Origin of the sequence: Nonomuraea sp. NPDC049419 (assembly GCF_040676995.1) — a bacterium.
In the GTDB taxonomy this organism is placed as follows: domain Bacteria; phylum Actinomycetota; class Actinomycetes; order Streptosporangiales; family Streptosporangiaceae; genus Nonomuraea; species Nonomuraea salmonea.
The window spans coordinates 62,385-86,830 of the sequence record NZ_JBFAQB010000024.1 but is presented as its reverse complement, the minus strand read 5'-3'; the positions used below and the strand labels follow the sequence as shown (position 1 = coordinate 86,830).

At 72.4% G+C, this 24,446-nt stretch carries 24 protein-coding genes; 11 read left to right on the top strand and 13 right to left on the bottom strand.

What is annotated here, in order from left to right; all coding sequences use genetic code 11:
- Positions 1-32 precede the first annotated feature (32 nt).
- Entirely contained in the window at positions 33-620 is a 588-nt protein-coding gene (locus AB0K12_RS42075) for a GNAT family N-acetyltransferase (protein WP_364573770.1), read from the top strand.
- Between the two features lie 90 nt (positions 621-710).
- Here AB0K12_RS42075 and AB0K12_RS42070 read toward each other — a convergent pair whose 3' ends face one another.
- Both AB0K12_RS42070 and AB0K12_RS42065 read right to left on the bottom strand, forming a co-directional pair.
- Complete coding sequence (locus AB0K12_RS42070; RefSeq protein WP_364573766.1) at positions 711-1,205, bottom strand: SET domain-containing protein-lysine N-methyltransferase; 495 nt, start codon at positions 1,203-1,205, stop codon at positions 711-713.
- Between the two features lie 144 nt (positions 1,206-1,349).
- Positions 1,350-2,033 carry an SDR family NAD(P)-dependent oxidoreductase gene (locus AB0K12_RS42065; protein ID WP_364573764.1) on the bottom strand — a complete coding sequence of 228 codons (684 nt, stop codon included), beginning with the start codon at positions 2,031-2,033 and terminating at the stop codon, positions 1,350-1,352.
- Positions 2,034-2,157: 124 nt separating this feature from the next.
- Here AB0K12_RS42065 and AB0K12_RS42060 point away from each other — a divergent pair, with 124 nt between their 5' ends.
- Positions 2,158-3,024, top strand: coding sequence for a helix-turn-helix transcriptional regulator (locus tag AB0K12_RS42060; protein WP_364573762.1), 867 nt, complete (start codon positions 2,158-2,160; stop codon positions 3,022-3,024).
- A gap of 4 nt (positions 3,025-3,028) precedes the next feature.
- Here AB0K12_RS42060 and AB0K12_RS42055 read toward each other — a convergent pair whose 3' ends face one another.
- A complete protein-coding gene (locus AB0K12_RS42055) occupies positions 3,029-3,379 on the bottom strand; it encodes an SgcJ/EcaC family oxidoreductase (protein ID WP_364573760.1) in 351 nt (116 codons plus the stop codon).
- A gap of 117 nt (positions 3,380-3,496) precedes the next feature.
- On the opposite strand from AB0K12_RS42055, the gene AB0K12_RS42050 reads away from it, so the two are divergent.
- Positions 3,497-4,387, top strand: a complete 891-nt coding sequence (locus AB0K12_RS42050) for a LysR family transcriptional regulator (protein ID WP_364573758.1) — start codon at positions 3,497-3,499, stop codon at positions 4,385-4,387.
- A gap of 143 nt (positions 4,388-4,530) precedes the next feature.
- Entirely contained in the window at positions 4,531-4,725 is a 195-nt protein-coding gene (locus AB0K12_RS42045) for a hypothetical protein (protein ID WP_364573756.1), read from the top strand.
- On the opposite strand, the gene AB0K12_RS42040 is transcribed toward AB0K12_RS42045, so the two are convergent.
- Together AB0K12_RS42040 and AB0K12_RS42035 are read right to left on the bottom strand one after the other, a co-directional pair.
- Entirely contained in the window at positions 4,722-5,729 is a 1,008-nt protein-coding gene (locus AB0K12_RS42040) for a zinc-dependent alcohol dehydrogenase family protein (protein WP_364573754.1), read from the bottom strand. The genes AB0K12_RS42045 and AB0K12_RS42040 overlap by 4 nt on opposite strands.
- A gap of 259 nt (positions 5,730-5,988) precedes the next feature.
- On the bottom strand, positions 5,989-6,363 hold the full coding sequence (locus tag AB0K12_RS42035) for a helix-turn-helix domain-containing protein (RefSeq protein WP_364573752.1): 375 nt from the start codon (positions 6,361-6,363) through the stop codon (positions 5,989-5,991).
- Positions 6,364-6,523: 160 nt separating this feature from the next.
- Here AB0K12_RS42035 and AB0K12_RS42030 point away from each other — a divergent pair, with 160 nt between their 5' ends.
- Both AB0K12_RS42030 and AB0K12_RS42025 read left to right on the top strand, forming a co-directional pair.
- The gene (locus AB0K12_RS42030; RefSeq protein ID WP_364573750.1) at positions 6,524-7,483 is read left to right on the top strand and encodes an NADP-dependent oxidoreductase; all 960 of its coding nucleotides are present in this window, start codon (positions 6,524-6,526) and stop codon (positions 7,481-7,483) included.
- A gap of 141 nt (positions 7,484-7,624) precedes the next feature.
- Positions 7,625-8,392 carry a glucose 1-dehydrogenase gene (locus tag AB0K12_RS42025; protein WP_364573748.1) on the top strand — a complete coding sequence of 256 codons (768 nt, stop codon included), beginning with the start codon at positions 7,625-7,627 and terminating at the stop codon, positions 8,390-8,392.
- A 142-nt stretch (positions 8,393-8,534) separates the two neighbouring features.
- Here AB0K12_RS42025 and AB0K12_RS42020 read toward each other — a convergent pair whose 3' ends face one another.
- Together AB0K12_RS42020 and AB0K12_RS42015 are read right to left on the bottom strand one after the other, a co-directional pair.
- Positions 8,535-9,254, bottom strand: a complete 720-nt coding sequence (locus tag AB0K12_RS42020; protein ID WP_364573746.1) for a VOC family protein — start codon at positions 9,252-9,254, stop codon at positions 8,535-8,537.
- Positions 9,255-9,359: 105 nt separating this feature from the next.
- Entirely contained in the window at positions 9,360-9,941 is a 582-nt protein-coding gene (locus AB0K12_RS42015) for a TetR/AcrR family transcriptional regulator (protein WP_364573744.1), read from the bottom strand.
- A gap of 70 nt (positions 9,942-10,011) precedes the next feature.
- Here AB0K12_RS42015 and AB0K12_RS42010 point away from each other — a divergent pair, with 70 nt between their 5' ends.
- Positions 10,012-11,541, top strand: coding sequence for an FAD-dependent monooxygenase (locus AB0K12_RS42010; protein WP_364573742.1), 1,530 nt, complete (start codon positions 10,012-10,014; stop codon positions 11,539-11,541).
- Here AB0K12_RS42010 and AB0K12_RS42005 read toward each other — a convergent pair.
- Positions 11,528-12,892: an APC family permease gene (locus tag AB0K12_RS42005; RefSeq protein ID WP_364573740.1), complete on the bottom strand. Its 1,365-nt coding sequence runs from the start codon at positions 12,890-12,892 to the stop codon at positions 11,528-11,530. The two genes, AB0K12_RS42010 and AB0K12_RS42005, sit on opposite strands and share 14 nt — an antisense overlap.
- Positions 12,893-12,894: 2 nt before the next feature.
- A complete protein-coding gene (locus tag AB0K12_RS42000) occupies positions 12,895-13,773 on the bottom strand; it encodes a carbon-nitrogen hydrolase family protein (RefSeq protein ID WP_364573738.1) in 879 nt (292 codons plus the stop codon).
- Between the two features lie 89 nt (positions 13,774-13,862).
- On the opposite strand from AB0K12_RS42000, the gene AB0K12_RS41995 reads away from it, so the two are divergent.
- Positions 13,863-14,582 carry an FCD domain-containing protein gene (locus AB0K12_RS41995; RefSeq protein WP_364573736.1) on the top strand — a complete coding sequence of 240 codons (720 nt, stop codon included), beginning with the start codon at positions 13,863-13,865 and terminating at the stop codon, positions 14,580-14,582.
- A 1-nt stretch (position 14,583) separates the two neighbouring features.
- Here the strand turns inward: AB0K12_RS41995 and AB0K12_RS41990 are convergent, their stop codons facing one another.
- The 3 genes from AB0K12_RS41990 to AB0K12_RS41980 are packed head-to-tail and all read right to left on the bottom strand — an operon-like array spanning position 14,584 to position 17,359.
- Positions 14,584-15,708: a PQQ-dependent sugar dehydrogenase gene (locus tag AB0K12_RS41990; RefSeq protein ID WP_364573734.1), complete on the bottom strand. Its 1,125-nt coding sequence runs from the start codon at positions 15,706-15,708 to the stop codon at positions 14,584-14,586.
- Positions 15,705-16,592: an SDR family oxidoreductase gene (locus AB0K12_RS41985; protein ID WP_364573732.1), complete on the bottom strand. Its 888-nt coding sequence runs from the start codon at positions 16,590-16,592 to the stop codon at positions 15,705-15,707. Before AB0K12_RS41985 ends, AB0K12_RS41990 begins: the two co-directional genes overlap by 4 nt.
- Before the next feature lie 29 nt (positions 16,593-16,621).
- Positions 16,622-17,359 (bottom strand): SDR family oxidoreductase, encoded by a 738-nt coding sequence (locus tag AB0K12_RS41980; RefSeq protein ID WP_364573730.1) that lies wholly within the window; start codon positions 17,357-17,359, stop codon positions 16,622-16,624.
- 87 nt (positions 17,360-17,446) lie between these two features.
- Between AB0K12_RS41980 and AB0K12_RS41975 the strand changes: the two genes are divergently transcribed.
- Positions 17,447-18,052 (top strand): TetR/AcrR family transcriptional regulator C-terminal ligand-binding domain-containing protein, encoded by a 606-nt coding sequence (locus tag AB0K12_RS41975; RefSeq protein ID WP_364573728.1) that lies wholly within the window; start codon positions 17,447-17,449, stop codon positions 18,050-18,052.
- Between the two features lie 43 nt (positions 18,053-18,095).
- On the opposite strand, the gene AB0K12_RS41970 is transcribed toward AB0K12_RS41975, so the two are convergent.
- The gene (locus AB0K12_RS41970) at positions 18,096-21,713 is read right to left on the bottom strand and encodes a LamG-like jellyroll fold domain-containing protein (protein ID WP_364573726.1); all 3,618 of its coding nucleotides are present in this window, start codon (positions 21,711-21,713) and stop codon (positions 18,096-18,098) included.
- A gap of 358 nt (positions 21,714-22,071) precedes the next feature.
- Here AB0K12_RS41970 and AB0K12_RS41965 point away from each other — a divergent pair, with 358 nt between their 5' ends.
- Entirely contained in the window at positions 22,072-23,100 is a 1,029-nt protein-coding gene (locus AB0K12_RS41965; protein WP_364573724.1) for a LacI family DNA-binding transcriptional regulator, read from the top strand.
- Between the two features lie 66 nt (positions 23,101-23,166).
- Positions 23,167-24,441: an extracellular solute-binding protein gene (locus tag AB0K12_RS41960; protein ID WP_364573722.1), complete on the top strand. Its 1,275-nt coding sequence runs from the start codon at positions 23,167-23,169 to the stop codon at positions 24,439-24,441.
- The last annotated feature ends 5 nt before the right edge of the window (positions 24,442-24,446 follow it).

Below are 24,446 nucleotides of genomic sequence, written 5' to 3'. Positions count from 1 at the left end.
TTTTCCGCCCGCCCGCCCTGGAGAATACGGGCATGTCCCAGGCGAAGTTGCGTACTGACCGGATCGATCTCGTCCCGCTCGCCGACGAGCATCTCGAACACGAGATCGAGCTCGACGCCGATCCCGAGGTCATGCGCTACCTCACCGGCCGCGCCCGCACCCGCGAGGAGGTCGAGGCGGCGCACCGGCTGCGGCTGGAGGCCGCCGGCCGGGTCCCCGGGCTCGGGTTCTGGGCCGGGTTCGTGGCGGGGGAGTTCGTCGGGTGGTGGATCCTGGAGCCGCCTGAGCGCGCCGACCAGGGCCCGGTCGAGGGGCAGGCCGAGGGGCAGGCCGAGCTGGGCTACCGGCTGCTGCGCCGCTTCTGGCGCCGGGGCCTCGCCGGCGAAGGCGCGCGCGAGCTGCTGCGGCACGGCTTCGAGGACCTCGGGCTCAACCGCGTCTTCGCCGAGACGATGGCGGTCAACGCCGCCTCCCGCGCCACGATGGCCTCCCTCGGGATGACGTACGTGCGCACCTTCCACCAGGACTGGGACGACCCGCTGCCCGGCAGCGAGCAGGGCGAGGTCGAGTACGCCATCACCCGCGACCAGTGGCTCTCCCACCGCGCCACCCACACCTGAGCACCCCATCCGCCGCGACCCACGCCTGAGCGCTGGCACTCCACCCGCCGCCGACGCCTGACCGGCTCGCCCGCAGATACTCGGCACCCGCTACTCCGCCCTCATCCTGGCAAGCAAGGCCGGGCTCCAGTGCGTGCCGTAGACCTGCCGCAGCCGTTCGGACCGCCAGTCGGCGCCGGTGACCACGCCGCGGCACGACGGCGCCCCGCATCGGCACGCCATCGACCACCCCTCGACGCCGGTGTGCGTCGCGTAGTCGACGGTCAGCTCCTCCCCCGGCTCGATGTCGCGGCGCGCGGTGAGCGTGGTCGCGTCCTGGTGCCACAGGGCCGGGTCGCAGGAGTGGTTGCCGTACCGGACGGGGTGCGCGGGGTCGAGGAGCAGGTGGACGCCGTTTTCGACGGTGATGCTGCTGTAGGGCGGCGTGAGGGCGGCCAACGTGTCGTCGTCGATGACCCGGCCGCCGAGCCGCATCACCACCTCGCCCCGGCGGATCCGCCCGACCGCGAACAGCCCGGTGCCCTCGATCGGCGAACGGCGCGGCTCGGCGGTGGATGTCAGCCAGCTCTCGGCGTCGTACGTCACAGGGTGATCGTAGGGTGCCAAGGTGAGTACGTCCCGAGCATCCTGGCGCGACCGGGCGACATGCACGGTCACCCTCCACCCCGACGGCTCGGTGTCCGTCGCCGACGATGGGCGTGGCACCGACAATCGCCTTTACATTGTAGATCACCAAGGGAGGATGCCGTCCTCCTCCTGGAAGGTGCCGCTGGGGCCGTCGTTGCCCATCATCGCCACGCGGGCGACGACCTGCGCGCTCACCTCGGCGGACTGGCCGCCGGGGTGGTCCTTGGTCAGGTCCGTGTCGGTGTAGCCGGGCTCCACCGCGTTGAACTTGATGTCCGGCATCGCCTTCGCGTACTGCAGGGTGAGCATGGAGACGGCGGCCTTGCTGGAGCCGTAGACGAGGGACGGCACGTGGAACGCGGGCCGCTCCGGGTCGGTGACGGCGTGGAACGAGCCGAGCGCGCTGGACAGGTTCACCACCACCGGGTTGTCCGACCTGCGCAGCAGCGGCAGCGCCGCCTGGGTCACGCGGATCACCCCGACCACGTTGGTGTCGAACACCAGCAGCGCGTCCGGCCCGGTGGGGCTTGCCAGCCCGAGGCCGGCGTTGTTGATGAGCACGTCCAGGCGGCCCTGCTCGGCCTCGATGGTCTTCACGGCCGCCGCCACGGAGGCGTCGTCGGTGACGTCCAGCCGGACGAACCGTGCGGCGAGCTCGGCGGCGGCGCGGCGGCCGCGCTCCTCGTCGCGGGCGGCGGCGTAGACGGAGTGGCCGGCCGCGACGAGGAGGCGGACGGTCTCGTAGCCGATGCCCTTGTTCGCACCCGTCACCAGGGTCACAGTCATGATCGTTCCTCTCTTCGGTACGGGACGATCGTCCAGCGCCGGAGAGGGGTGGTGGCAGTGCCCCGGCGTTCCTGGGGGTGACAGGACCAGTCAGCGTCGGGCCCTACTGCATAGGCTCCATGCCATGACGGATGACGCCAACATCCTGGGCACCTACCTGCGCGCCCGCCGCGAGCAGGTCGCGCCGGAGACGGTCGGGCTGCCGAACGCCGGCCTGCGGCGGGTCCCCGGGCTGCGGCGGGAGGAGGTGGCGATGCTGGCCGGCATCAGCGCCGACTACTACCTGCGGCTGGAGCAGGGCCGCGACCGCCGCCCGTCGGAGCAGGTGCTGCGGTCGCTGGCCCGGGTGCTGCAGCTCGACGCCGCCGCCACCGACTACCTGCTCGGCCTCGGCGCCGCCCCGCCGCCGCGCCGCCGTCGCCGCCCGCGCCGCGAGGTCGTGCCCGAGGGCACCCGTACGCTGCTGGGGACGCTGCCGCTGCCCGCGTTCGTGGAAGGACGCTGTTTCGACGTGCTCGCCTCCAACCGGCCGGCCGTCGCGCTCTCCCCCAGGCTGGCGCCGGGCGGCAACCGGCTGCGGGACCTCTTCCTTGACCCGGCTGAGCAGGCGCTGTACGGCGACTGGGAGCGGGCCGCCGCCGCGCTGGTGGCCGGGTTCCGGGCCTCGGTGGGCACCGACGTGGACGACCCGCACAGCATCGAGCTGGTCGGCGAGCTGTCCCTGGCCAGCGAGCTGTTCCGGACGTTGTGGGCCCGCCACGACGTCGTCCGGTGGCGGAGCAGCCCGGTGGTCCTGCACCATCCGCAGGTCGGCGAGCTGCGGCTGCTCAGGGAGAAGCTGGCGATCACCGGCGTCACGGGGCAGCTGCTCGTCATGTACCACGCCGAGCCCGGGACCGAGCACGCCGACAAGCTCGCCCTGCTCTCCTCGTACGCGCTCCCGGACGGCGAGCCCACCCGGATCGCGTCCCGCGCCGACGTCACCTCCTGAGCGGTCAGTTCTCCTGGCCGACGGGGACGAACTCGGGCTGGTCGAGGACGCGGAGCCAGCTGCCGTCGGGCTGACGGCGGACGACCTGGGCGCGGGCGCCCGCCCCGTCCTTGGGCGAGGTGGAGGTGAGCGCGATGTCGCCGCTGATCAGCGTGGGCAGCGGCGGCTCCTGCTCGAAGTGCGGCCGACCGGCCAGCACCTTCTCCCACAGCTCGCGGATCGCCTCCCGGCCCTTCGTCCGGCTGCCGGGCGGGTAGGCGAGGACGGCGTCCTCCTCGTAGAGGGCGGCGACCCCGGCCGCGTCTCCGGCGTTCGACCGCTCGACGAACAGGCGGGTGATGTCTTCCGGACGCATGGCCTTCTCGTACATATATGTCCTCGTTCAATGGTGTTTTCCGCTTTTCTTCAGCATGGCAGCGGGCACTTCCAGAAGTCCAACAGCTGGTTGTGATGACAACTAGAATCCACAGTCATGGAACTGCGCCAGCTCGAATACTTCGTCGCCGTCGCCGAAGAACGGAACTTCACGCGCGCGGCCGAGCGGGTGCACATCAGCCAGTCCGGGGTCAGCGCCCAGATCAGGCAGCTCGAACGCGAGCTCGGCGCCGACCTCTTCGACCGCTCAGGGCGCACCGCCACGCTCACCGTCGCCGGCAAGGCCGCGCTCGAACACGCCCGCGCCACCCTCGCCGCAGCCGCCGCCGTCGGCCAGGCGGTGGGCGAGGTCACCCACCTCATCAAGGGCCGTCTCGTCGTCGGCATGGTCAACGGGTGCACGATCACGCCGCTGTTCGACGCGCTCGCAGCCTTCCACCGAGCGCATCCCGGGGTGCAGATCTCGCTGCTGGAGGGCAACTCGGATGTGCTCGCCGAGTCCGTCCGCGCGGGGAGCATCGACCTCGCCCTCGTCGGCACCGCCGCCACCGCCCCCGAGGGGCTGTCCGAGATGACGATCGTCAGCGAACGTCTCGTCGCCGCCGTGCCGCCCGCCCATCCCCTCGCCGAGCCGGGGCAGGTCACGCTGGCGGACGTGGCGGCGTACCCGGTCGTGTGCATGCCGCCGGGGACGGGGCTGCGGCAGGCGTTCGACCGGGCGTGCGCGGCGGGCGGGTGCCGGCCGGCGATCGCGTTCCAGGCCGGCGCCTCCGACGCCATCGCCGCCCTGGCCGAACGCGGGCTCGGCGTCGGCGTCCTCAGCGAGTCGATGGCGGCGGCCTACCGCGACCGGCTCGCCGCGCGGGTGATCGACGACGCGCAGGTGATCGCCCGGCTCGCCCTGACCTGGAAGACGCCGTACGGACCCGCCGTACGCGCCTTCCTCACCCACGCCCACCGCGCCTTCGCCCTCCCCGCCACCGCCTGACCCACCCCGCGGCGGGGAAGGCTTTGCCCCCTGCTGGGGGATTTCGCAGGGCGCGGCCGCTAGCGTGGGAAGCGTCTCGCGCCGAGATGGCGCCTTCCGGGAAGCCGCATCGTCCATGTGCTCGTGTCATGGAGGAGATCCCGATGTTCCCACGCCTGCTCGTAGCCGCCGCCGTCAGCCTGTCCGCCCTGATCGGTCCGGTCTGCACCAGCACGGCCGGAGCCGCCACGGTGGCGCAGGACCCGGTCCCGCTGCCGCCCGTGCCCGGCGGCTCGGACGACCCGTACCTCGAACAGCCGCCCGACGCCGAGCACAACGACCGCCGGGGACAGCGCTAGGCGGTGGTGACGACGATCTTGCCGAACTGGGTGTTCGACTCCATGTGCTGATGTGCCTGCACGATCTGCTCCAGGGGGAACACCCGGTCCACCACCGGCCGGAACGCTCCGGCCCGCAGCCCTGAAGTGATGAACGCGGCCGCGCGGCGCAGCCGTTCCTGATCCTTGGCGACCTCGAGCATCGTGTACGTGCGCAGGTTGAGCGCCGGCATGCCCAGCTCGAACCCCGGGTACGGAGTCGGCTGCCCGCTCAGCGCACCCCACAGGAACAGGGTGCCGTCCGCCGCCACGGCCCGCGCCAGGTCCACGACGCCGGGACCGGCGACCGCGTCGAAGACGTACTCGGCGCCCTTGCCGCCGGTCAGCTCCAGCACGCGCGCGGTCACGTCCTCCTCGTCGGAGACGATGACCTCGGCGGCGCCCTCCTCGGCCAGCTGCCTGGCCTTGGCGCGGGTGCGGGTGACGGCGAACGGCCGCGCGCCCAGCCGGTCCGCGGTGTGGATGGCGGCCAGGCCGACGCTGCTCGACGCCGCGTTGATCACCGCCACGTCCCCCGCCCTCACGTGAGCGACCTCGGCCATCGCGCCGTACGCGGTCAGGTAGGGCATCCAGACGGCGGCGCCGGAAACCGCGTCCACCTGCTCGGGACGCGGCACCAGGGAGGTCACGGGCACGACGGCCTGCTCGGCATAAACCCCATGGTCGTTCTGCGAGAAGTTGGGGATCACACTGACCCGCTGCCCGGGCGCGAATGCGCTCGCCCCCGGACCGACCGCCTCGATCACACCCGCGGCCTCGTTGCCGAGCCTGCCCGGCAGCCGCTTGACCGGCTCGATGTACTGCCCGCTGCGAAACAACGCCTCAGCCCGATTGACGCCGATCGCCTCGACCCGCACCCGCACCTCACCGACGCCCGGCTCCCCCGGCTCCTCGTCCTCCAGCCGCATCACCTCGGGCCCGCCGAGCTCGTAAAAGCGCACCGTCCGCGCCATGCCATCCCCCATGTGTACGATCATCATCGAACATTCAATACCGATCGTATCCCCCGAACGCGGAACCCCCGCACGCCACCCCGACGCCCATCGCGATCGTCACCTCGCCGCGGCGCCGTGGCTCATCAGGTCACGTCTCAGTGAGCGGCGGTCCGGCTCTTCGTGGGTCGCGGCTCGTCGCGTGTCAGAGCTTTCCGCGGACCGCGCCTCGTCGCGAGAGCGCGGCACCCGCACCCGCACCCGCGAACGGCCAGGCGGGGCGGGGGTCGGCTCATTTCGCGTCGAAGGACGACCTGGCCTCCACGATGCCGGCCGCGTTCTCCTCGGCCCAGCCGGCCAGGTCGCGGACGATCTGCAGGAGGCTCGCCCCGCGCGGGGTCAGCGCGTAGTCGACCCGCGGCGGCTTGGTGGCGTGGACGGTCCGTGAGACCAGGCCGTCGCGTTCGAGCCCCTGCAGGGTGGCGCTGAGCATGCGCTTGGTGATGGGCTCGCTCAGCCGGCTCAGCTCGTTGAAGCGCCGCGTGCCGTCGCCCAGCTGGCAGATGACCACCACGGACCACTTGTCACCGATGCGTTCGAGCACGTCGCGGATCAGGGCGCGGCGGGCCTGCTCGTCCAGCTCGACCTCGGCGATGGGTGGCGACATGCAAGGCAGTATACGACATATACCTGGTCCTGACGGGCTGGTGGTTCTCCCGGTGATACCAGGGCAGGTCAAAGTGCCTACTTGTGGCCGTACAAGGAGGAATGCGAGGGTGTCGGTGACAGACTAGGTATACAACAAGAACCACTAAGGAGCTGGGACTTTGCAAGCGATCGGCCTATACGAGTACGGCGGCCCTGAAGTTCTGCGCGTCCTCGACCTGCCGGAGCCGCACGCCGGCCCCGGCGAGATACGGGTACGCGTACACGCCGCCGCCGTGAACCCCGCCGACACGCTGCTGCGCGCCGGCGTCAGCGCCCCGTTCCTCGAGGGGGCGCCGCCCCCGTGGGTGCCCGGCATGGACGTCGCCGGGGTGGTCGACGAGATCGGCCCCGGCACGGACACCGACCTGACCGTGGGCGACGCGGTGATGGCGATGGTCGTCCCGCTCGGAACGGCCGCCGGCGGCTACGCCGAGCAGGTCGTCCTGCCGGCCGCCCGGGTCGTCCGCGCTCCCGCCGGCACCGATCACGGGGCGGCTTCGACGTTGCCCATGAACAGCCTCACCGCGCTCCTGGCGCGCGACCTGCTGGCGCTCTCCCCCGGCTCGGTGCTGGCGGTGACGGGAGCCGCCGGTATCCTCGGCGGCTACCTCGTGCAGCTCGCCAGGCACGCGGGCCTGACCGTGGTGGCCGACGCCGCGCCCACCGACGAGGATCTCGTACGCTCGCTCGGCGCGCACGTGGTCGTGCCCAGAGGCGCCGAAGTCGCCGACCACATCCTGGCCGCATTCCCTGACGGAGTGTCGGCGGTCGCGGACACCGCACTCATAGGTCCTGTGCTGCTCGACGCCGTACGCGACGGCGGCACCTACGCGCGTTTCCGCAGCCCGGGCGAGCCCGGATTCAAGAACGTCGAGAGCGTCCGCGACATCAGGATCGCCGCCGTGTTCGTCCCCGAGTACACGAACCGCCCGGACAAACTGCACGAAATCCTCCACCTAGCCGAGGCAGGCGTCCTGACCCCGCGCGTCGCCGCATCCCTGCCCGCCGCCGAGGCCCCCGAGGCCCACCGCCTGCTCGCAAAGGGCGGAATACGCGGCCGCCTGGTCCTCACCTTCTGAGCACGCCAGCCGAGCGGCCCGCCCGCTCGCCGCGGCGACCGGCGCAGAGCCCGGTCACCCGGCCGGTCGCACCGACCTCGCCACCGACTCCCCCCGACTTCCCGAACCCATGGGATTCCGCACTCATCACAAGGAGTCATCGTGTCCGCACGATTCACTGACAAAGTCATCCTGATCACCGGCGCCACCTCCGGCATGGGCCGTGCCGCGGCGGAGCGACTGGCGGCTGAGGGCGCCAAGGTGGTGCTGGCCGCGCGTGGCAAGGAGGCCGGGGACGAGGTGGTGGCCGGCATCCGTGACGCGGGTGGCGAGGCGACGTTCGTCCGTGCCGACGTCACCGTCGAGAGCGAGGCTGCCGAGGTGGTCAGGCAGGCGGTCAGCCGGTACGGCCGGCTCGACGGCGCGTTCAACAACGTCGGCGCCGCCACCGCGATGGGCGAGCTCACCGGAATCGGCGCCGACGCCTGGCAGGCCGAGCTGGCCCTGAACCTCACCAGCGTCTTCTACGGCCTCAAGCACCAGATCCCGGCACTGCGCGCGTCCGGGAGCGGCGGAGCCATCGTGAACAACGCCTCCGTCGCGGGCGCGAGCGGTCAGCCCGGCATGGCCGCCTACAGCGCCGCCAAGCACGGCGTGATCGGCCTCACCCGGTCGGCCGCGCTAGAGACCGCGACGGCGGGCATCCGCGTCAATGCCCTGGTCACCGGCGGCGTCGACACGCCTCTGACCCGCTCCAACCTGGGCCCGAGCCCCGAGGAGTCGCTGCGAGCGGCCGCCGCCATGCACCCGGTCGGGCGGATCGCCCAGCCAGAGGAGGTGGCAGCGCTGGCGGCGTTCCTCCTGAGCGACGAGGCCTCGTTCATCACGGGCGCAGCACTCGCGATCGACGGCGGCATGACCGCCCGCTGAATCGACCCAGCTCACCAAGCCGACGACACGCGGCACAACACCCGGCCGGCCACCGGCGCAACACACAACGCCCCGGCCGGCTCCCCACGGCAGAACGCCCACCGGGCTCGCTGAGCCAGAACGCTGAACGCCCCCGCCGAGCTCACTGGGGGAGGACGCAGAATTCGTTGCCGTCCGGGTCGGCGAGGACGGCCCACTCCGCGTCGCCCTGGCCGATGTCGACGCGGGTCGCGCCCAAGGCGAGCAGGCGCTCGATCTCCGCCTCCTGGCTCCCGCCGGCGGGTGGGGCGAGGTCGAAGTGGAGGCGGTTCTTGCCCTTCTTGGGGGCGATGGGCGGGCCGCCCCAGGTGATCTTGGGGCCGCCGTGCGGGGAGCGGATCGCGGTCTCCTCGTTCTGGTCCCACACCAGCGGCCATTCCAAAGCCGCGCTCCAGAAGTAGCCGACCTCCTGGGAGCCGTCGCACGACAGCGCCCCGATGAAGCCGCACTCGGCCAGGAACTTGTTGCCGAACCCGATGACGCAGAACTCGTTGCCCTCGGGGTCGGCGAGCACCACGTGATCCTCGTCGGGGCTCTGGCCGATGTCGATGTGCCGGCCGCCGAGCGCCAGCGCCCTGTCGACGGTGGCCTGCTGGGCGTCTGGGGAGGCGCTGGTGAGGTCGAAGTGGATCTGGTTCTGGCTGATCTTCTCCGCCTCGGCCGGCTGGAACCGGATGCGGAAGCCGGTGTCGTCGGGCGGCAGCAGCGCCACCCCGCCGCGCGGGTCGTCGGCGCTCTCCCAGCGCAGCACCCCGGCCCAGAAGCGGGCGAGGGCAGCGGGGTCGTGTGCGTCCCAGCTGAGTGCGACGAGCTGTGCCGTCATCCAGCGGCTCCCCTCTTGCAGGTTCGAACGGGCAGGCCAACGGCCTCCCGGCGCGGATCGCAGCCACCCTAGCCCGCGCGGCGACCGCCGCACCAACGATTAAAATCACCCGCCCAGCAGGGGCAGCCACACCACGTCGACGATCTCGACGATCTTCTCGTACGGCGCCGGCCGCATGGTCATGAACAGGTCGTGGCGCAGCAGATCGAGCGGCAGGTTGACGACGCGGGACGGGCGCGGCACGTCGGGCAGCTCGCCCCGGGCGACGGCGCGGCCCACGATCGTCTCGAACGGGGCGGGCCGGCCGGGCTCCAGGAGCGAGTCGCGCAGGCGCGACAGGCTGCTGCCGGTCTCGTGGAAGTAGCCGCCGAGCTGCACGCTCATCAGCGTGATCATGCCGCTCCTGTCGGCGTCGGCGTTGCGCAGGAACCCGATGGCGTCGTCGCGCAGGCTGCCGGTGTCGGGGATCTCGATCGGCCGCCAGTAGGTGGTGAGGGTGGCGAGCAGCAGGTCCTCGCGCTGCGGCCAGCGCCGGTAGAGGACGGGACGGCTGGTGCCGGCACGGGCGGCGACGGCCTCGTAGGTGAAGCCGTGGTAGCCGTGCTCGACCAGCACGTGCCAGGCGGCGTCGAGGATGGCCTCCTCCAGCCGGGCCCCCCGCCGCCGCGAACCGCTCTCAAGACTCACTTGTGTATCTTATCGCGCTGCTCTACGGTCTCCCTCGTTAGATACACATGCGTATCCTAAGGAGACGTCCTTGACGTTCGACGTCATCATCGTCGGCGGCGGTCCCGCCGGCCTCTTCCTCGCCACCGAGCTGCGCCTGGCTGGGGCCAGGCCCCTCGTCCTGGAGCGGCGGCCGGGGCCCGACCAGGCCGACAAGGCGCACGGCCTGGCCGGACAGGTCGTGCGGCTGCTGGACCATCGCGGCCTGCTCGACCGCTGCGGCAGCCCGGGGGCGCCGCGCCCGGCGCCGGGGTTCTTCTTCGGCGGCCTGCCGCTGCCGCTGCACCTGCTCGGCGCGGACAACCCGATGCACCTGCTGCCGATCAACCAGCGCGACCTGGAGCGGGTGCTCGCCGAGCGGGCGGCCGAGCTGGGCGCGGAGGTGCGGCGGGGCTGGGAGGTGCGCTCGTTCGCCCAGTACGGCGACCGGGTGGAGGTCGTGGCCCGCGGCCTGGACGGCACCGAGACCACGCTGGCGGCCCGCTACCTCGTGGGCTGCGACGGCAGCCGCAGCTCGGTCCGCAAGCAGGCGGGCATCGCGTTCGCCGGCGGCGAGGACGAGCACACCGTCGACCGGTCCGCGCTCATCGGGCCGAGCGACCGCATCCGGTTCCTGCCGGGCGGGCGGGTGGCGATCGAGGGCCTGGGCGAGATCCCGGCCGCGTTCCACCGCACCGGCAGGGGTGTCTTCACGCTGCTCGGGCACGACCCGCAGCGGCCGCTGATCAACACGGCGGAGTGGGAGCAGCACCCGGACGGCGACCATCCCGGGCCCGGCACGCCGATGACGCTGGCCGAGATGGAGGCCAGCGTGGAGCGGGTGCTCGGCGTGCGGCTGCCGCTGAGCCCGCCGCCGGAGGGCGCGCCCAGGATGCTGCGCCGCATGTCCGGCCGCAGCTACCGGATCGCCGAGCGCTACCGCGCCGGCCGGGTCTTCCTCGCCGGCGACGCCGCGCACGTCAGCCACGGCCCGACCCTGAACCTCGCGCTCCAGGACGCGGCCAACCTGGCATGGAAGCTCGCCGCCGTCGTACGCGGCAGCGCCGGGGACGGCCTGCTCGCGACGTACGAGAGCGAGCGGCGGGCCGGCGCCGAGCGCGTCATCATGCACACCAGGGCGGCGAGCGCGCTGCTGGCGCCCGGCGACGACGTCACCGCGCTGCGCGCCCTGTTCGCCGAGCTGCTGACCGGCGCCGGCAACCTGCGGCTGGTGGCCGGCCTGGTGGCGGGCTCGGACGTCCGCTACGACATGGGCGGCGACCAGCGGGCCGAGCCCACCGGCCGGTTCGCGCCGCCGCTCGACGTGACCACCGCCGACGGCCAGGTCAGGCGGCTGGCCGAGCTGCAGCGCGACGCCCGCCCGCTGCTGCTCGACCTGACCGGCGGCACCGCCCTGGCCGCCGTCGCCGAGCCCTGGACCGGGGTACGCCGGGTCGCCGCGACCGCCCCGGATTCCCCCGCGCCCGCCCTGTTGATCCGCCCCGACGGCTACGTGGCGTGGGCCGGCGACGACCCCGACGGGCTGAAGGCGGCGCTCATCCGCTGGTTCAGCCCGAGCTGACCGGCGCGGCCTGCTGCTCGGCGAAGTCCAGCTCGGGCGGCGGGACGCGGAACAGCCGGGTGAGATAGGCGAGATAGGCGGCGCCGGCCGCCAGCCAGACCAGCCCGAGCGTGATGGCGTGGCCGTCGAGCTGCGTGAGCAGGTAGAGGTCGATGACCGCGCCGATCGCCGGCGCCACCGCGTACGCGAGCACGCCGAGCCGCCGCCCGGCCCGGCGCTCGCGGACGTAGTGGGCGATCACCGCCACGTTGACGAACACGAACGCGGTGAAGGCGCCGAAGTTGATGAACGACGTCGAGGTGGCCACGTCCATCCGGACCGCGATCAGGCCGACCAGGCCGGTGAGCAGGATGGAGAAGACGGGGGTGCGCAGGCGCGGGTGCAGGTAGCCGAAGATCCGGCGGGGCAGCACGGCGTCGCGGCCCATGGCGTACAGCAGGCGGGTGGTGCTGGCCTGGGCGGCCAGGCCGGAGGTGAACTGGGCGACCACCAGCCCGGCCAGGAAGACCGCGCCGAACAGGCTGCCGCCGATGGTCCGCGCGATCTCCGAGGCCGCCGCGGAGGAGTCGGCGAACGCGCCGCCCGGGTGGACGAGCTGGGTGACGTACGAGACGACGACGAAGATGCCGCCGCCGATGAGCGCGACCAGCAGGATCGCCCGGGGGATCGTGCGGCGCGGCTCCACGGTCTCCTCGGTGAGCGTGGTGACGGCGTCGAAGCCGAGGAAGGAGTACGCGGCGATGGCCGCGCCCGCGGCGACCGTGGACAGGCTCGCGCCCTGGCCGGTGAACGGCGTCAGCTCGAACAGCGCCCCGGGCCCGCTGCCGCTGATGAGGTGCCCGGCGGCGAGCAGCACGAAGAAGCCGAGCACGAGGATCTGGAAGACCATGAGGAGCGAGTTGGCGCGGTCGGCGACCTTGATGCCGGCCAGGTTGAGCCCGGTGGTGAGCACGACGAACGCGACGATCCACACCGGCGTCGGCACGCCGGGGAACTGGGCCGCCAGGTAGGAGCCGCCGATCAGCCAGATGACCATGGGCAGGAAGAAGTAGTCGAGCAGCACGGCCCAGCCGACCAGGAAGCCGGCGCGGGCGTCCACGGTGCGGCGGACGTAGGTGTAGGCCGAGCCGGCGACCGGGTAGGCGGCGGCCATCCGGCCGTAGCTGAGCGCGGTGAACAGCATCGCGACCAGCGCCAGCGCGTACGCCGACGGCGCCGCGCCCGCCGTGGTCTCGGCGACGACGCCGAAGATGCCGAGCACGATGAGCGGCGTCAGGTACGCCAGCCCGAACAGGACGACGGACCGCAGGCCGAGCGTACGCCGGAGCGTGGGGTGCGGGGTGGGTGGCATGGTCACTCCGGGGGTGCGCCGGCCGGCCTCCACCGGCCGGGGTCGATACGCCCCTGGTAGAGGGGCAGGTCGATGGGCCGGTCGGCGTCGGTGAACTGCGACCAGACGCGGTTGAGCCCGGCGGTGCCGTGGCGGCGGACGCGGGTGACGTCGTCGAGGTCGAGCACGTCGGTCAGCACGGTGGCCGCCTCCCCCGCCTCGGCCCTGACCCGGCCTTCGGGGTCCACCACGAGGCTGCGTCCCGTGCCGGTGGGGGCGGCGGTGTTGACGGAGACCACGTACACCTGATTGACGATCGCGTTGGCGCGGGCCAGCACGAGCTCCTGCGCGCGGTCGGCGGTGGTGGTCATCACGGGGTTGACGATCACCTCGGCGCCCATCCAGGCGAGGTGCCTGGCCACCTCGGGGAACCAGGCGTCGTAGCAGATGGACAGGCCGATGCGGCCGGCGCCAGGCAGGTCGCAGACGACGAAGCGGTCGCCCGGCAGGTACGGCTCGTACGGCCGCCAGGGGAAGACCTTGCGGTAGGAGGCCGTCAGCTCGCCCTCCGGGGAGAGCACCAGCGCGGTGTTGTGCAGCGTGCCGCCGTCGCCGCGCTCGCAGATCGTGCCGGGCAGCAGCCAGACGCCGAGGTCACCGGCCAGCTCGGCCAGCTGCCCGACCAGGGGGCCGTCGAGCGGCTGCGCCGTGGCGGCCAGCTCGGCGTCGCGTTCGGCCGGGCGTACCCGGCTGCCGAACAGGTGCAGCTCCGGAAATATCACCATCCGGGTGCCGGGGAAGCTCGCCAGGGCGTCCTCCACGTGCTCGGCGAACCGCGACACGGGCGCGCCCGCGGGCAGCGGCTCGCTCTGCGCGAGCGCGACGGGGAGGGGCCTGGGCATCGTCCACCTGCGTTCTGACCAGCACGTCTGTGCGGTGGTGCCCCAAAATAGCTCATATTGAGCTTTTTAGGCAACGTACGGTGGTGACCATGGACGCCCTGACCGCGCTCAACTCGGAGGCCCTGGAGGGGCTGCGGCGGCTCACCGCGCTCGACACCGTGCGCGCCCGCATCGCCCTGGCCGTCGACCTCGGGCTGCTCAAGCCCGGCGAGCGCCTGCCCCCCACCGCCGACGTCGCCCGCGCACTCGACGTCGGGGAGATCACCGTGCGGCGCGCGCTCACCGCCTTGTGCGAGGAAGGCGTCCTGGTACGCCGCCGCGGCCGCTCGGGCGGCACCATGGTCGCCGACGAGCCGGCCATCGGGAAGGTGGCCGAGACCGCGGCCTACCGCACGGCCGCGGCCGAGGTGCACCGGCTCATCGACCAGCGTCTGCTGCTGGAGTGCGGCCTGACCCACCTGGCCGCGACCGCCGTCACCGCCGAGCAGCTGGCCGAGCTGAAGGCCCTGGTCGCCGAGATGGACCAGGCTTCGGGCTGGGCCGACTTCCACACCTGCGACGAACGCTTTCACCTGGCGCTCGCGGCGGCGTCGGGCGTGGAGTCGGCGGCGGCGCACTACGGGCCCGTGCTGCGCCGCCTCTACCGCTACTACCTGCCCTATCCCCTGGACTACCTGCGCGAGTCGAACAAGGAGCACGCCGCGCTGGTGACGGCGCTGGAACGGGGTGGCGCGGTGGAGGCGGTACGCGTGGCCAGGGCCCACGTGGAGGTCCTGCGCCGCACGATGTTCGTCGGCCTGCTCCGCTGAGTCAGCGGCCTTCCCGGACGTCGACCCTGAGGACGCGGTCGTCGCCCGGGCGGGGGTCGGTGCCGCCCCAGGTCGCGCGGTCGGTATTGGAGGTGACGAGCCACAGGGCGCCGTCGGGGGCGACCTCGACCGTACGGATGCGGCCGTAGTCGCCGTGGAAGTGGGCGATGGGGTCGGAGGTGGCGGTGCCGGCGGTGACCGGGAGCTGCCACAGGCGTTGGCCGCCGAGCGCGCCGATCCAGAGCGAGCCCTTCGCGTAGGCGACGCCCGAGGGGCTGGCGTCGTCGGGGTGGAGGGTGGCGATCGGGGGGACGCCGGTCGAGCCTTCCGTGCCCTCGGTCTCCGGCCAGCCGTAGTCGGCGCCCGCGCGCAGCACGTTCACCTCGTCCCAGGTGCGGTGGCCCAGCTCGGAGGCGTACGCGGTGCCGTCGGGGGCGAACGCGATGCCCTGCACGTTGCGGTGGCCGCCGGAGTAGACGGGTGATCGGGCCGGGTTGTCCGCAGGGATGGAGCCGTCGAGTGCGATGCGGAGGATCTTGCCGTTGAGCGAGTCGGGGGTGGCGGCGTTCTCGGGCTCGAACGCGTCGCCCGTCCCGATCCACAGGTGGCCGTCGGGTCCGATCACGAGGCGGCCGCCGTGGTGCCTGTCGGCGGTCTGGATGCCGTCGAGCAGCACCCGGTCCACGCTGAGCGCGTCGTAGCCGGCGGCGATGGTGAGCGCGACGATGCGGTTGGCGTCCCGGCCTGAGACGGAGGCGTAGACGGTGCGGTCGGTGGCGAAGCTCGGTGAGGCGACGATGCCGAGCAGGCCGCCCTCCGAGCCGGCGTGCACCTCCGGCACGACGCCCACCTCGCGGGCCGCGCCGCCGGCGGCGGGGATGCGCAGGATGCGGCCGCTGATGCGCTCCGACACCAGCGCCGAGCCGTCGGGCAGGAATGTCAGGCCCCACGGCGCCTGCAGGCCGGTGACCAGCTCGGCCGGCTCACCTAAGGTCGCCACCGGGCCCGCCGGTAAGGTCACCACCAGCCGGGACGGGTCCGCCACCGGAGCGGGTGCGGGCGCCGCCGAACAGGCCCCCGTCACCAGCACCGCGACCAGGGCCGCTGTAACGGTGCGGGCGGTCATCGCTTCAGCTCCAGGGTTTCGGCGAAGCCCAGGCGGCGGACGAAGGCTTCGCGGGTGAGGTCGCTGAGGGCCATGACGTGGTCGACCCCGGCCCGTGCGGCGTCCACGACCGAGCGGAACGGGCGGCGGCCGGCGGGCAGGGCGAGGATGCGGCGGATCTCGTCGGCCACGTCCTGCGGGTCGGCGGTCGTCCCCGCCTCGAACAGCTGCTCGTGCGCCTCGTGGGTGCGCTCGACGAGCGGGTCCAGCTCGGCGTACTGGGCGGTCACCTGCTGGTCGCTCGCCCTGGAGGCGTTGGCGAAGTGGCCGGTGCCCTGGGTGATCGCGCCGGGCATGACGATCGAGGTCTCGATGCCGAACTGCGACACCTCGTACGACGTCACCACGGCCAGCGCGTCGAAGGCCGCCTTGGAGGCCACGTACGGGCCGAGGAACGGCGGGGTGGTGACGAGGCTGGTGCTGCTGACGTAGACGAGCGTCCCTGAGCGGCGCTCGCGCAGGTGCGGCAGCGCCGCGCGGTTGACCCGCTGCGCCCCGATCGTGTTGACGTCGAACAGGTGGGCGACGTCGTCGCCGGTGAACGCCTCGGCGTACCCGATGAACAGGTGGCCGGCGTTGTGCACGACGACGTCCAGCTCGCCCGCCTCGTCCAGCACGGTGCGCACGGCGGCGTCGGCGGAGGTCTGCGAGGTGACGTCGAGGGCGACGACCCGCAGGGCGTGGCCCCGGTCGCGGGCGCGCTTCGTCAGCTCGGCCACGGCGGCGGCGTCGCGGCCCTCGGGGTCGCGCATGGTGGCGTAGACGGTGTGGCCGGCCGCGGCCAGGGTCTCGGCGGTCAGGCGGCCGATGCCGGTGGACGATCCGGTGATGAGTACGACGGGCATGGTGGGGGCTCCTCTCTGGCGCGCCGGGGTCAGGCGGCGCCGCCGTTGACGTGGAGGACCTGGCCGTTCACCCAGCGGCCCGGCCCGGCGAGGAAGGCGACCACCTCGGCGGCGTCGGCGGGCTCGCCGAGGCGGCCCATCGGGTTGAGCGAGGCGAGGCGGTCGATGGTCTCCTGGCTCTTGCCGGCGAAGAACAGCGGCGTGGCGGTCGGGCCAGGCGCGACGGCGTTGACGGTGATGTCGCGGCCGCGCAGCTCGCGGGCGAGGATGAGCGTCATCGCCTCGACGGCGCCCTTCGACGCGGCGTACGCGCCGTAGGTAGGGGTCTGCAGCCGGGTGAGCGAGGAGGACAGGTTGATGATGGCGCCGCCGGCGCGCAGGCGGCGGGCGGCGAGCTGGTCCACCACGAACGTGCCGCGCACGTTGACGCGCTGGATGCGGTCGAAGGTGTCGAGCGGGGTCTCCGCGATGGGCGCGGTCGGCATGATGCCGGCGGCGTGGACGAGCACGTCGATGCCGCCGAATTCGCGCTCGGCGAGGTCGAACACCTCGGCCATCGCGTTCTCGTCGGCGACGTCGCCGGCCGCGACGACGGCCCGGCCGCCGGCGTCCCGCACGGCCTGCGCGGTCTGCTCGGCGCGGTCCTCGCCGCCCGCGTAGTGCACGACGACGGAGAAGCCGGCGGCGGCCAGGCGTTCTGCGCTCGCCCTGCCGATGCCGCCGGACGCGCCGGTGATGAGGGCGACTCGCTGGATCTTGTCGGACATGCTGGATGCCTTCCGCTACGATATGGACCGTTCGTTCATTTCAACCATAACAGCGAAATGAACATTCCGTCCATAAGTGAGGTGCCGATGTCCGAGAGCGCAGCCGTACGACGGGGACGCGGGCGCCGGCCCGCCGCCGAGGTGCGCGCCGCCGTGCTGGAGGCGGCAGGGCGCATCCTGCTGCGCGACGGCATGCAGGCGGTCACGTTCGAACGGGTCGCGGCCGAGGCCGGGTCCAGCAAGACGACCCTCTACAAGTGGTGGCCGTCGCCGGGGGCGCTGGCCGCCGAGGCGTACTTCACGCACAGCAGGGCGCTGCTCGACTTCCCCGACACCGGCGACATCCGCGCCGACCTGATCACGCAGCTCGGCGCGTTCGTGCGGTGGCTGAAGGAGTCGGGCGCCGAGGGGCCGGTGTCGCAGCTCGTCGGGGCCGCGCAGCTCGACGGCGACCTCGCCCGCGCCTGGTCGCAGAGCTACGCCGTCCCCCGGCGCGACCTCGCCGTCGAGCGCCTGCGCATCGCCCAGCGCCAGGGCCAGCTGCGCGCGGACGCCGACCTGCACGTCATCGTCGACCAGCTCTGGGGCGCCTGCTATCACCGGCTGCTGGTGCTCAAGGTCGACTTCGACACCTCGATCGTCGAGCGCCTGGTGGACCACGCCCTCTACGGCGCGGCCCCGCGCGCGACGTGAAGGACCGCCCGCGGGGCGCGGGCGGTCCTTCAGAGGAGGGGTGTCAGCGGCTGTAGCGCGCGACGGTGATCTTGTCGATGATCGGCGCGAACTGCGAGCGCAGCAGCACGCCGGGGAAGGTGTCCGAGGCGTACGTCTCGCCGTCGAAGTTCGGCAGCTCCTCGCTCGCGAAACCGATCGTGTTGACCCCCTTCTTCAGCTTCACCGGGACGGTCAGCTCCCAGAAGTTGTTCTCGTGGAAGGTGTGCGGGAACGACACCCGCTGCGCCGCGCCGCCGTTGACGCTGATGTCGGCGTGGCGGGCCAGCGGGTCGGGGTTGTAGTGGGTGGCGGGCGACTGCTCGGGGTTGGAGTAGCGGACCCGCATCGCGTACGTGCCCGCCGCGTCGGCCCGCACGGCGAAGGTGAGCGTGTTGCCGTTGCCGGGCGGCCCTCCGACACCGGTGACGGCGGACCCGCCGTCGGCCAGGGTGAGCGGGGCGGCCTTGGCGGTGCCGGCGAGCCGGGCCGACTCGGCCTGGTACGCGGTCTCCGGCAGCGTCCCCGGCCGCACGTCGAGCCGGTCGATGACCGCCTTGCCCGAGCGGCCGGTCACCGTGACCTTGTTGACGCCGCCCGACAGCGACACCGTGGCGGTGGCGTGACCACGCGTGGCGTTGCCCAGCACCTCGACGCCGTTCACGGCCAGCTTCGCCGCGCCGGACAGCACCTTGAGGTCCAGGACGGAGGCGGCGTCGCGCGCCGAGTACACCCAGAACGTCGCCGGCTTGCCCTTGCCGAGCGACGCGCCGCCCGAGCCGGACACCGTGGCTCCCTTGATGTCATAGACCGTCCGCGCCTCGGTCAGCTCGGCCTCGTAGACGGCCGTCGCCGCCGCCGGGTTCGGCAGCCGCAGCACGATGCGGTCCACGATCGCGTCGCCCTTGGTGGCCCGCTTCCCGTCGAGGCTGCGCGCGGCCAGCGAGATGACGTGCCGGCCCGCCGTGAGCCGTACGGTGGTGTCGGCGTGGTCCCAGACCACCCACTTGTACCCGAGCGGCAGGAACACCTCCTGCTCCGCTCCCCCGTCCACGCGCACGAAGACGTTCGTGGGGCCCTGCTCGCGCACGAGGTCGTAGGTGTTGAGCGAGTTGGCGAACACGCTCAGGTCGTAGTCGCCGGTCTCGGGCACCTCGACGGTGAAGTCGAGCACGCCGTCGGAGCCGGTGCGCAGCCCGCCGACGTCGTAGCCGCCCGAGGTGTAGAACTTCGACACGTCCGACGGCGAGCCCTCGGGCCCGTTGCGGGTGTAGCCGGAACCGGTGTAGCGGGCGTCCTCGGCCTCGTACGAGCCCTCCCACAGCTGCGGCGCGGGCGCGGTCAGCGTGCCGGTCCCCGCCGGGGTCAGCACGATCTCGTACGCCGACGACTCCGCCAGCCTGGGCAGGTCACCGGAGCCGAAGTCGAGCGCCACGGCCCCGCCGGAGACGGTCAGGTCGCGCTCGGCGACGACGCGCGGCTGCGGCGAGTCGCCGATCTGCCCGGTCCACGGGATCTCCTTGATCCACGCGTGCACCTTGCGCCCGAACACCTTCTCCGGCACGTGCTCGAAGCGGATGTGCCCGGCGCTGCTCGCGCCGCCGATGATCGCGCGGGCCTGCCGCTTGCCGGTGTCCAGCGTCGCGACGCCCTGCAGCGTGTAGTTCTGACCGGGGTACGGCGGCGTGACCGCGACGGTGTGCCCGCTCATCTGCCCGTAGGCGTGCAGCAGCCACCACTGGCCGTTGCCGCGGTTCGCCTGCACGGCGGAGTCGCTGAGGTTGCCGTCGATGTTCCAGTACGCGATGTCGGCGTCCACCTTCGACTCCTCGATGGCGGAGATCCACTGGATCATCTGGCCGGGCACCGAGGTGTGGTAGTTGAAGGCGTACTCGTTGATGTTGATCGGCAGCTTCCTGCCCTCGTGGGCGGTCCCCGCGAAGACCTCGGCCTCCATCTCGCGGTAGCGCTTGACGCTGGAGCGCACCTGCTCGGGGTGACTGAGTTCGTGCCAGGTCATCACGTCGGGCACGGTCCCGGCCTCGACGGTGTGCTCCAGGAAGCCCTTGACCTGGGAGTAGAGCACGCTGGTGTTCGGGCCTGCGATGCGGGCCGAGGGCAGCTTGCCCTTGATGAGCCGGTAGAAGTCATCCCATGTCCGGAAATAGTCGGTGGGGTCGCTCAGCCAGCTGACGCCGTTGTAGCTCCACTCGCCGGTGCCGAACATGTTGCCCTCGGGCTCGTTGAACGGCACGAACACCACGTGCTCGCGGTACTCCGGGTCGAGCGTGAGCACCTGGTCGACCTGCCTCGCGACCTTCTCCCGGTACGTCGCGAGCTTCTCCTGCGGCGTGTCGCCCGGCCACTGGTAGGGGAAGCCGCGGTGGATGTCGGTCATGTAGATGTACACGTCGCCGCCGGTGCTGTCGGCCAGCGGCTTGACCACCTCCAGGGCGTCGGCGCCGGGATGCTGCGGGCCGTCCTGCGCCTTGGTGGAGACCGTGCGCAGCTTCATGCCCTCGATGAGGTTGTTCGTCGGCACGCCCGGGCCGTACAGGCCGTAGAGCGTGCCGGACGCGCCGCCGTGGAAGGCGCCGGTGTCCTTGGCCAGGTCGACGACCAGCTGGCCCTCGCGGATCACGGTGACCGTCGCGGTGACGGGCCGTCCCGCGGCGGCGCCGGTGACGGTGAACGTGCCGGCCTCGGCGTAGTCGTCCGGGTCCACGGGCTGCCAGGTGATGGGGACGTCGCGGTCGTAGCCGTCGGAGTAGGCGGCGCGGACGGCGGGCGGCAGGGCGGGCGCCTTGCCGATGACCGTGCGCACGTCGAAGGTGTCCTTGCTCGGCTCGCCCGGCTCGGGCGGCGGTCCGGCCAGCTCGGCGACCTGCTCGGCGGTGAGCGCGGCGCCGTAGATCCGGAAGTCGTCGATGGCGCCGTCGAACAGCGGGTCGGGGTAGAACGAGCGGCCGATGAAGCCGGCCGAGGTGGTGGCGGCGTCCACCAACTGGCTCGCCGTGATCGTGGTGGCGGCGGAGGCGACGGCGGCGCCGTCGAGGTAGGTGGTGACGCGCTCGGCCGCCGTGTCGAGGGTGACGGTCAGGGTCTTCCAGGCGTTCGCCGGGAGCGGCGCGTAGCCGGTGACCTGCGCCTCCGCGCCGCCGCCCCCGGTGGTGACCGCGGTGCGCAGCCGGCCGTCCCCGTTGTACGGGGTGCTGAACAGGTAGCGGGAGTTGTCCTTGCCGAGGGCGTAGATCCACTGCCAGGGGGCGGTGGTGCCGTCCCACTTGACGCGGGCGGACACGGTCAGGTCGGTCCTGCCCTTGATCGCGTCCAGGGGCAGCTTGACGTAGGCGCCGTCCGAGGTGGGGGCGCCGCCGGGCAGGCTGAGCGCGTGCCCGCCTGAGGCGCCGTCCACCAGCGCGGCGGTGCCGGCGTTGACCAGCTCGCCGTCCAGGCCGTTGCCCGAGGAGTCGGTGACGGTGCCGGTGGTGACGTCGTCGGCGTCGAACTCGTAGGCGAGCACGGGTTCCGGGGCGGCGGCCGCGGTCGAGGGGGTGGCGGTTAACGGGAGGGCGAGGGCGGCCGGGAGCAGCGCGGCGAGCACCGCCCTCCGGCGAGTAGCAGTCAGGCGCGGAAATGGCATGCGTACGTCCCTGGGATGTGAGCGCTAACAGAGCCGAGGGAGCTTCAGCGCAACGCGACCGCAGGGTTGCCGGTACGTTACGCAGCCCCGCCCGCGCCCGTCAATGGGCCCGGCTCCGCGTTTCCGTCATGTCACAATTCGGTATCGCCACCCTCGCTCCTCCTTGACGTCCGCCGTGCGGCGGAGCAACAGTCGAGCCACATCGTTCGAACCGGTTCGCTGCCTCCGGTGCCCACCGGCGGTCACCATCACGGTGTCCCCCACCCTGGAGCTCCAAGGAAGGCGATATCGGAGCGACGATGCGAGGGAGCATGGCAACGCGACCGTCGAACCGGTTCGATGAATTCGGGAGGTGAGAGTGGCGACGATCGGAGACGTGGCCCGGGAGGCCGGGGTGAGCCGGAGCACGGCGTCGTACGCGCTGTCGGGCAAGCGGCCCATCTCGGAGGAGGTGCGCCGGCGCGTGCTGGCCGCCGCCGAGGCGCTGGCGTACACGCCGAACGCGGGCGCCCGCGCCCTCGCCACCGCCCAGACCAAGGTCCTCGGTCTGCTCGCCCAGTTCCACGAGGACGAGTTCGCGCCCGCGATGATGCAGTACATCCTGGGCGTCACCAACACCGCCCGCGACCTGGGCTACGACACGCTGCTGGTCACCGAGGCCGACGGCGTGCGGGCACTGCGGCGGGTCACCGACTCGCGCATGGTCGACGGCGTCGTGCTGATGAACATCGCCGAGGACGACGCCCGCCTGCCCATCCTGCGCGCCGCCCCGCAGCCGGGCGCGCTGGTCGGGCTCCCGGGCGACTGCTCGGGGCTCGACGTGTTCGACCTCGACTTCGAGGAGGCCGGCCGGGTCATGGTGGACCACCTGCACCGGCTCGGCCACCGCGAGCTGATCCTCATCTCGCAGCCCGAGCACGTGGTGGAGCGGGGCGGCGCGTACGTCTGGCGCCTGCGCGACGCGGCACTGGAGCGCGCCCGCACGCTCGGCCTCACCCTGCACGCCGTCTACGGCGAGTCCCGGCAACCGGCCGTGGGCCGGCTGCTGCACGACCTGCTCGACGCCTACCCGGCGGCGACAGGACTGCTGATCAACAACGAGGCGGCCGCGGCGGCGCTGCCCTCGGTCACCTACGAGCGTGGGCTGCGGGTGCCCGGCGACCTGTCGGTCATCGGGCGCTACTCCGCCGACTTCGCCGCGACGTTCTCGCTGCCCTACTCCTTCATCGAGAGCGCGCCCGACCGGCTCGGCTCCATGGCGGTGCGCCAGCTCGTGCGCCGCGTGGAGTCGGCGTCGGCCAGGAAGGAGCCGTTCGTGGTGCGCTTCATCTCGCCGGAGCTTGCCGACCGGGGCAGCACCGCTCCCCCGCGCCCGCACGCTTCCTAGCCATCGTCCATCACCCCCCATCAGCCCGGCACGCTCCTGATGTGAGCGTTAACATTGGAGGAATCGATGAACCGTCCGTCGGTGTCCGCGAGGGCGGCGGTCTTCGGAACCGCGGTCCTGGCGCTGTCCGCACTCACCGCCTGCGCGTCCGCCCCTCAGGGCGGGTCCGGCACGGATTCGGCGAGCAGTTCCGGCGGCGGCGCGTACACGTGGTGGGACCCGTACCCGCAGCACGACAAGTCCTCCGCCTGGGCCGGACGGGTGAACGCCTGCGGCAAGGAGGCCGGCGTCACCATCGAGCGCACCGCCTACGACACGACCGCGCTGACCAACCAGGCCCTGCTGGCGGGACAGGAGGGCAACGCGCCGGACGTGATCCTGCTCGACAACCCGGCCGTCTCGACGCTGGCGGACGCCGGGATGCTGGCCACGATGGCCGACTTCGGTCTCGACACCTCCCGCTTCGACAAGAACCTCATCGCGGCGGGCGAGCTGGACGGGCAGACGTACGGCATCCCCATCGGCGCCAACACCCTCGCGCTCTACTACAACAAGAAGATCCTCGACGCGGCCGGCGTGGATCCGGACTCCATCAAGGACTGGGCCTCGCTCGACGCCGCGCTGAAGAAGGTCAAGAAGGCGGGCAAGAAGCCGATCACGTTCGCCGGCATCGGCACCGAGGAAGGCTCCTTCCAGTTCCTGCCCTGGTTCTGGGGCGCCGGCGCGCAGCTCACCGCGCTCGACTCGCCGCAAGCCGTGGAGGCGCTGGAGTTGTGGACGTCGTGGGTCAAGAGCGGCATCGCCCCCAACTCGGTCATCAGTAACTCCCAGAACACCACCTGGGAGGAGTTCCTGACCGGCGAGTTCGCCTTCGCCGAGAACGGCACCTGGCAGATCGACAGCGCCAAGAAGGCGGAGTTCCCGACCGGGATCGTGCAGATTCCCGGCAAGGACGGCGGGGTCGCGCCCACGCCGACCGGCGGCGAGTTCATCACCGTCCCGGTGCAGAAGGACACCAAGCGCTACGACGTCACCAAGAAGATCCTCGAGTGCATGACCACGCCCGAGGGCCTGGTGGAGACCGGCACCACGTTCGCGTACTACATCCCCTCCACCGCCGAGGGGCAGCAGCGCATCCTGGACTCGGAGCCGAGCCTGAAGCCGTGGGTGGACGCGGTCCGCTCGGCGAAGGGACGTACCAGCGACAACCTCGGCACCGACTACCCGAAGATCTCCGAGGCGCTGTGGACCGGCGTGCAGAAGGCGCTCAGCGGCTCGGCCAGCCCCGCCGACGCGCTCAAGCAGGCGCAGGCGCAGGCCAAGCAGGCGACCGGCGGCTGAGTGGC

Excerpts from the sequence above, each read along its gene's own strand:
- AB0K12_RS41985 (WP_364573732.1), bottom strand. The coding sequence starts at position 16,592 with ATGCCCGTCGTACTCATCACCGGATCGTCCACCGGCATCGGCCGCCTG.
- AB0K12_RS41980 (WP_364573730.1), bottom strand. The coding sequence starts at position 17,359 with ATGTCCGACAAGATCCAGCGAGTCGCCCTCATCACCGGCGCGTCCGGC.
- AB0K12_RS42020 (WP_364573746.1), bottom strand. The coding sequence starts at position 9,254 with ATGACGGCACAGCTCGTCGCACTCAGCTGGGACGCACACGACCCCGCT.
- AB0K12_RS42040 (WP_364573754.1), bottom strand. The coding sequence starts at position 5,729 with ATGGGGGATGGCATGGCGCGGACGGTGCGCTTTTACGAGCTCGGCGGG.
- AB0K12_RS42035 (WP_364573752.1), bottom strand. The coding sequence starts at position 6,363 with ATGTCGCCACCCATCGCCGAGGTCGAGCTGGACGAGCAGGCCCGCCGC.
- AB0K12_RS42045 (WP_364573756.1), top strand. The coding sequence starts at position 4,531 with ATGTTCCCACGCCTGCTCGTAGCCGCCGCCGTCAGCCTGTCCGCCCTG.
- AB0K12_RS41960 (WP_364573722.1), top strand. The coding sequence starts at position 23,167 with ATGAACCGTCCGTCGGTGTCCGCGAGGGCGGCGGTCTTCGGAACCGCG.
- AB0K12_RS41975 (WP_364573728.1), top strand. The coding sequence starts at position 17,447 with ATGTCCGAGAGCGCAGCCGTACGACGGGGACGCGGGCGCCGGCCCGCC.
- AB0K12_RS42005 (WP_364573740.1), bottom strand. The coding sequence starts at position 12,892 with ATGCCACCCACCCCGCACCCCACGCTCCGGCGTACGCTCGGCCTGCGG.
- AB0K12_RS42000 (WP_364573738.1), bottom strand. The coding sequence starts at position 13,773 with ATGCCCAGGCCCCTCCCCGTCGCGCTCGCGCAGAGCGAGCCGCTGCCC.
- AB0K12_RS41995 (WP_364573736.1), top strand. The coding sequence starts at position 13,863 with ATGGACGCCCTGACCGCGCTCAACTCGGAGGCCCTGGAGGGGCTGCGG.
- AB0K12_RS42050 (WP_364573758.1), top strand. The coding sequence starts at position 3,497 with ATGGAACTGCGCCAGCTCGAATACTTCGTCGCCGTCGCCGAAGAACGG.
- AB0K12_RS42075 (WP_364573770.1), top strand. The coding sequence starts at position 33 with ATGTCCCAGGCGAAGTTGCGTACTGACCGGATCGATCTCGTCCCGCTC.
- AB0K12_RS41990 (WP_364573734.1), bottom strand. The coding sequence starts at position 15,708 with ATGACCGCCCGCACCGTTACAGCGGCCCTGGTCGCGGTGCTGGTGACG.
- AB0K12_RS42055 (WP_364573760.1), bottom strand. The coding sequence starts at position 3,379 with ATGCGTCCGGAAGACATCACCCGCCTGTTCGTCGAGCGGTCGAACGCC.
- AB0K12_RS42065 (WP_364573764.1), bottom strand. The coding sequence starts at position 2,033 with ATGACTGTGACCCTGGTGACGGGTGCGAACAAGGGCATCGGCTACGAG.
- AB0K12_RS41970 (WP_364573726.1), bottom strand. The coding sequence starts at position 21,713 with ATGCCATTTCCGCGCCTGACTGCTACTCGCCGGAGGGCGGTGCTCGCC.
- AB0K12_RS42060 (WP_364573762.1), top strand. The coding sequence starts at position 2,158 with ATGACGGATGACGCCAACATCCTGGGCACCTACCTGCGCGCCCGCCGC.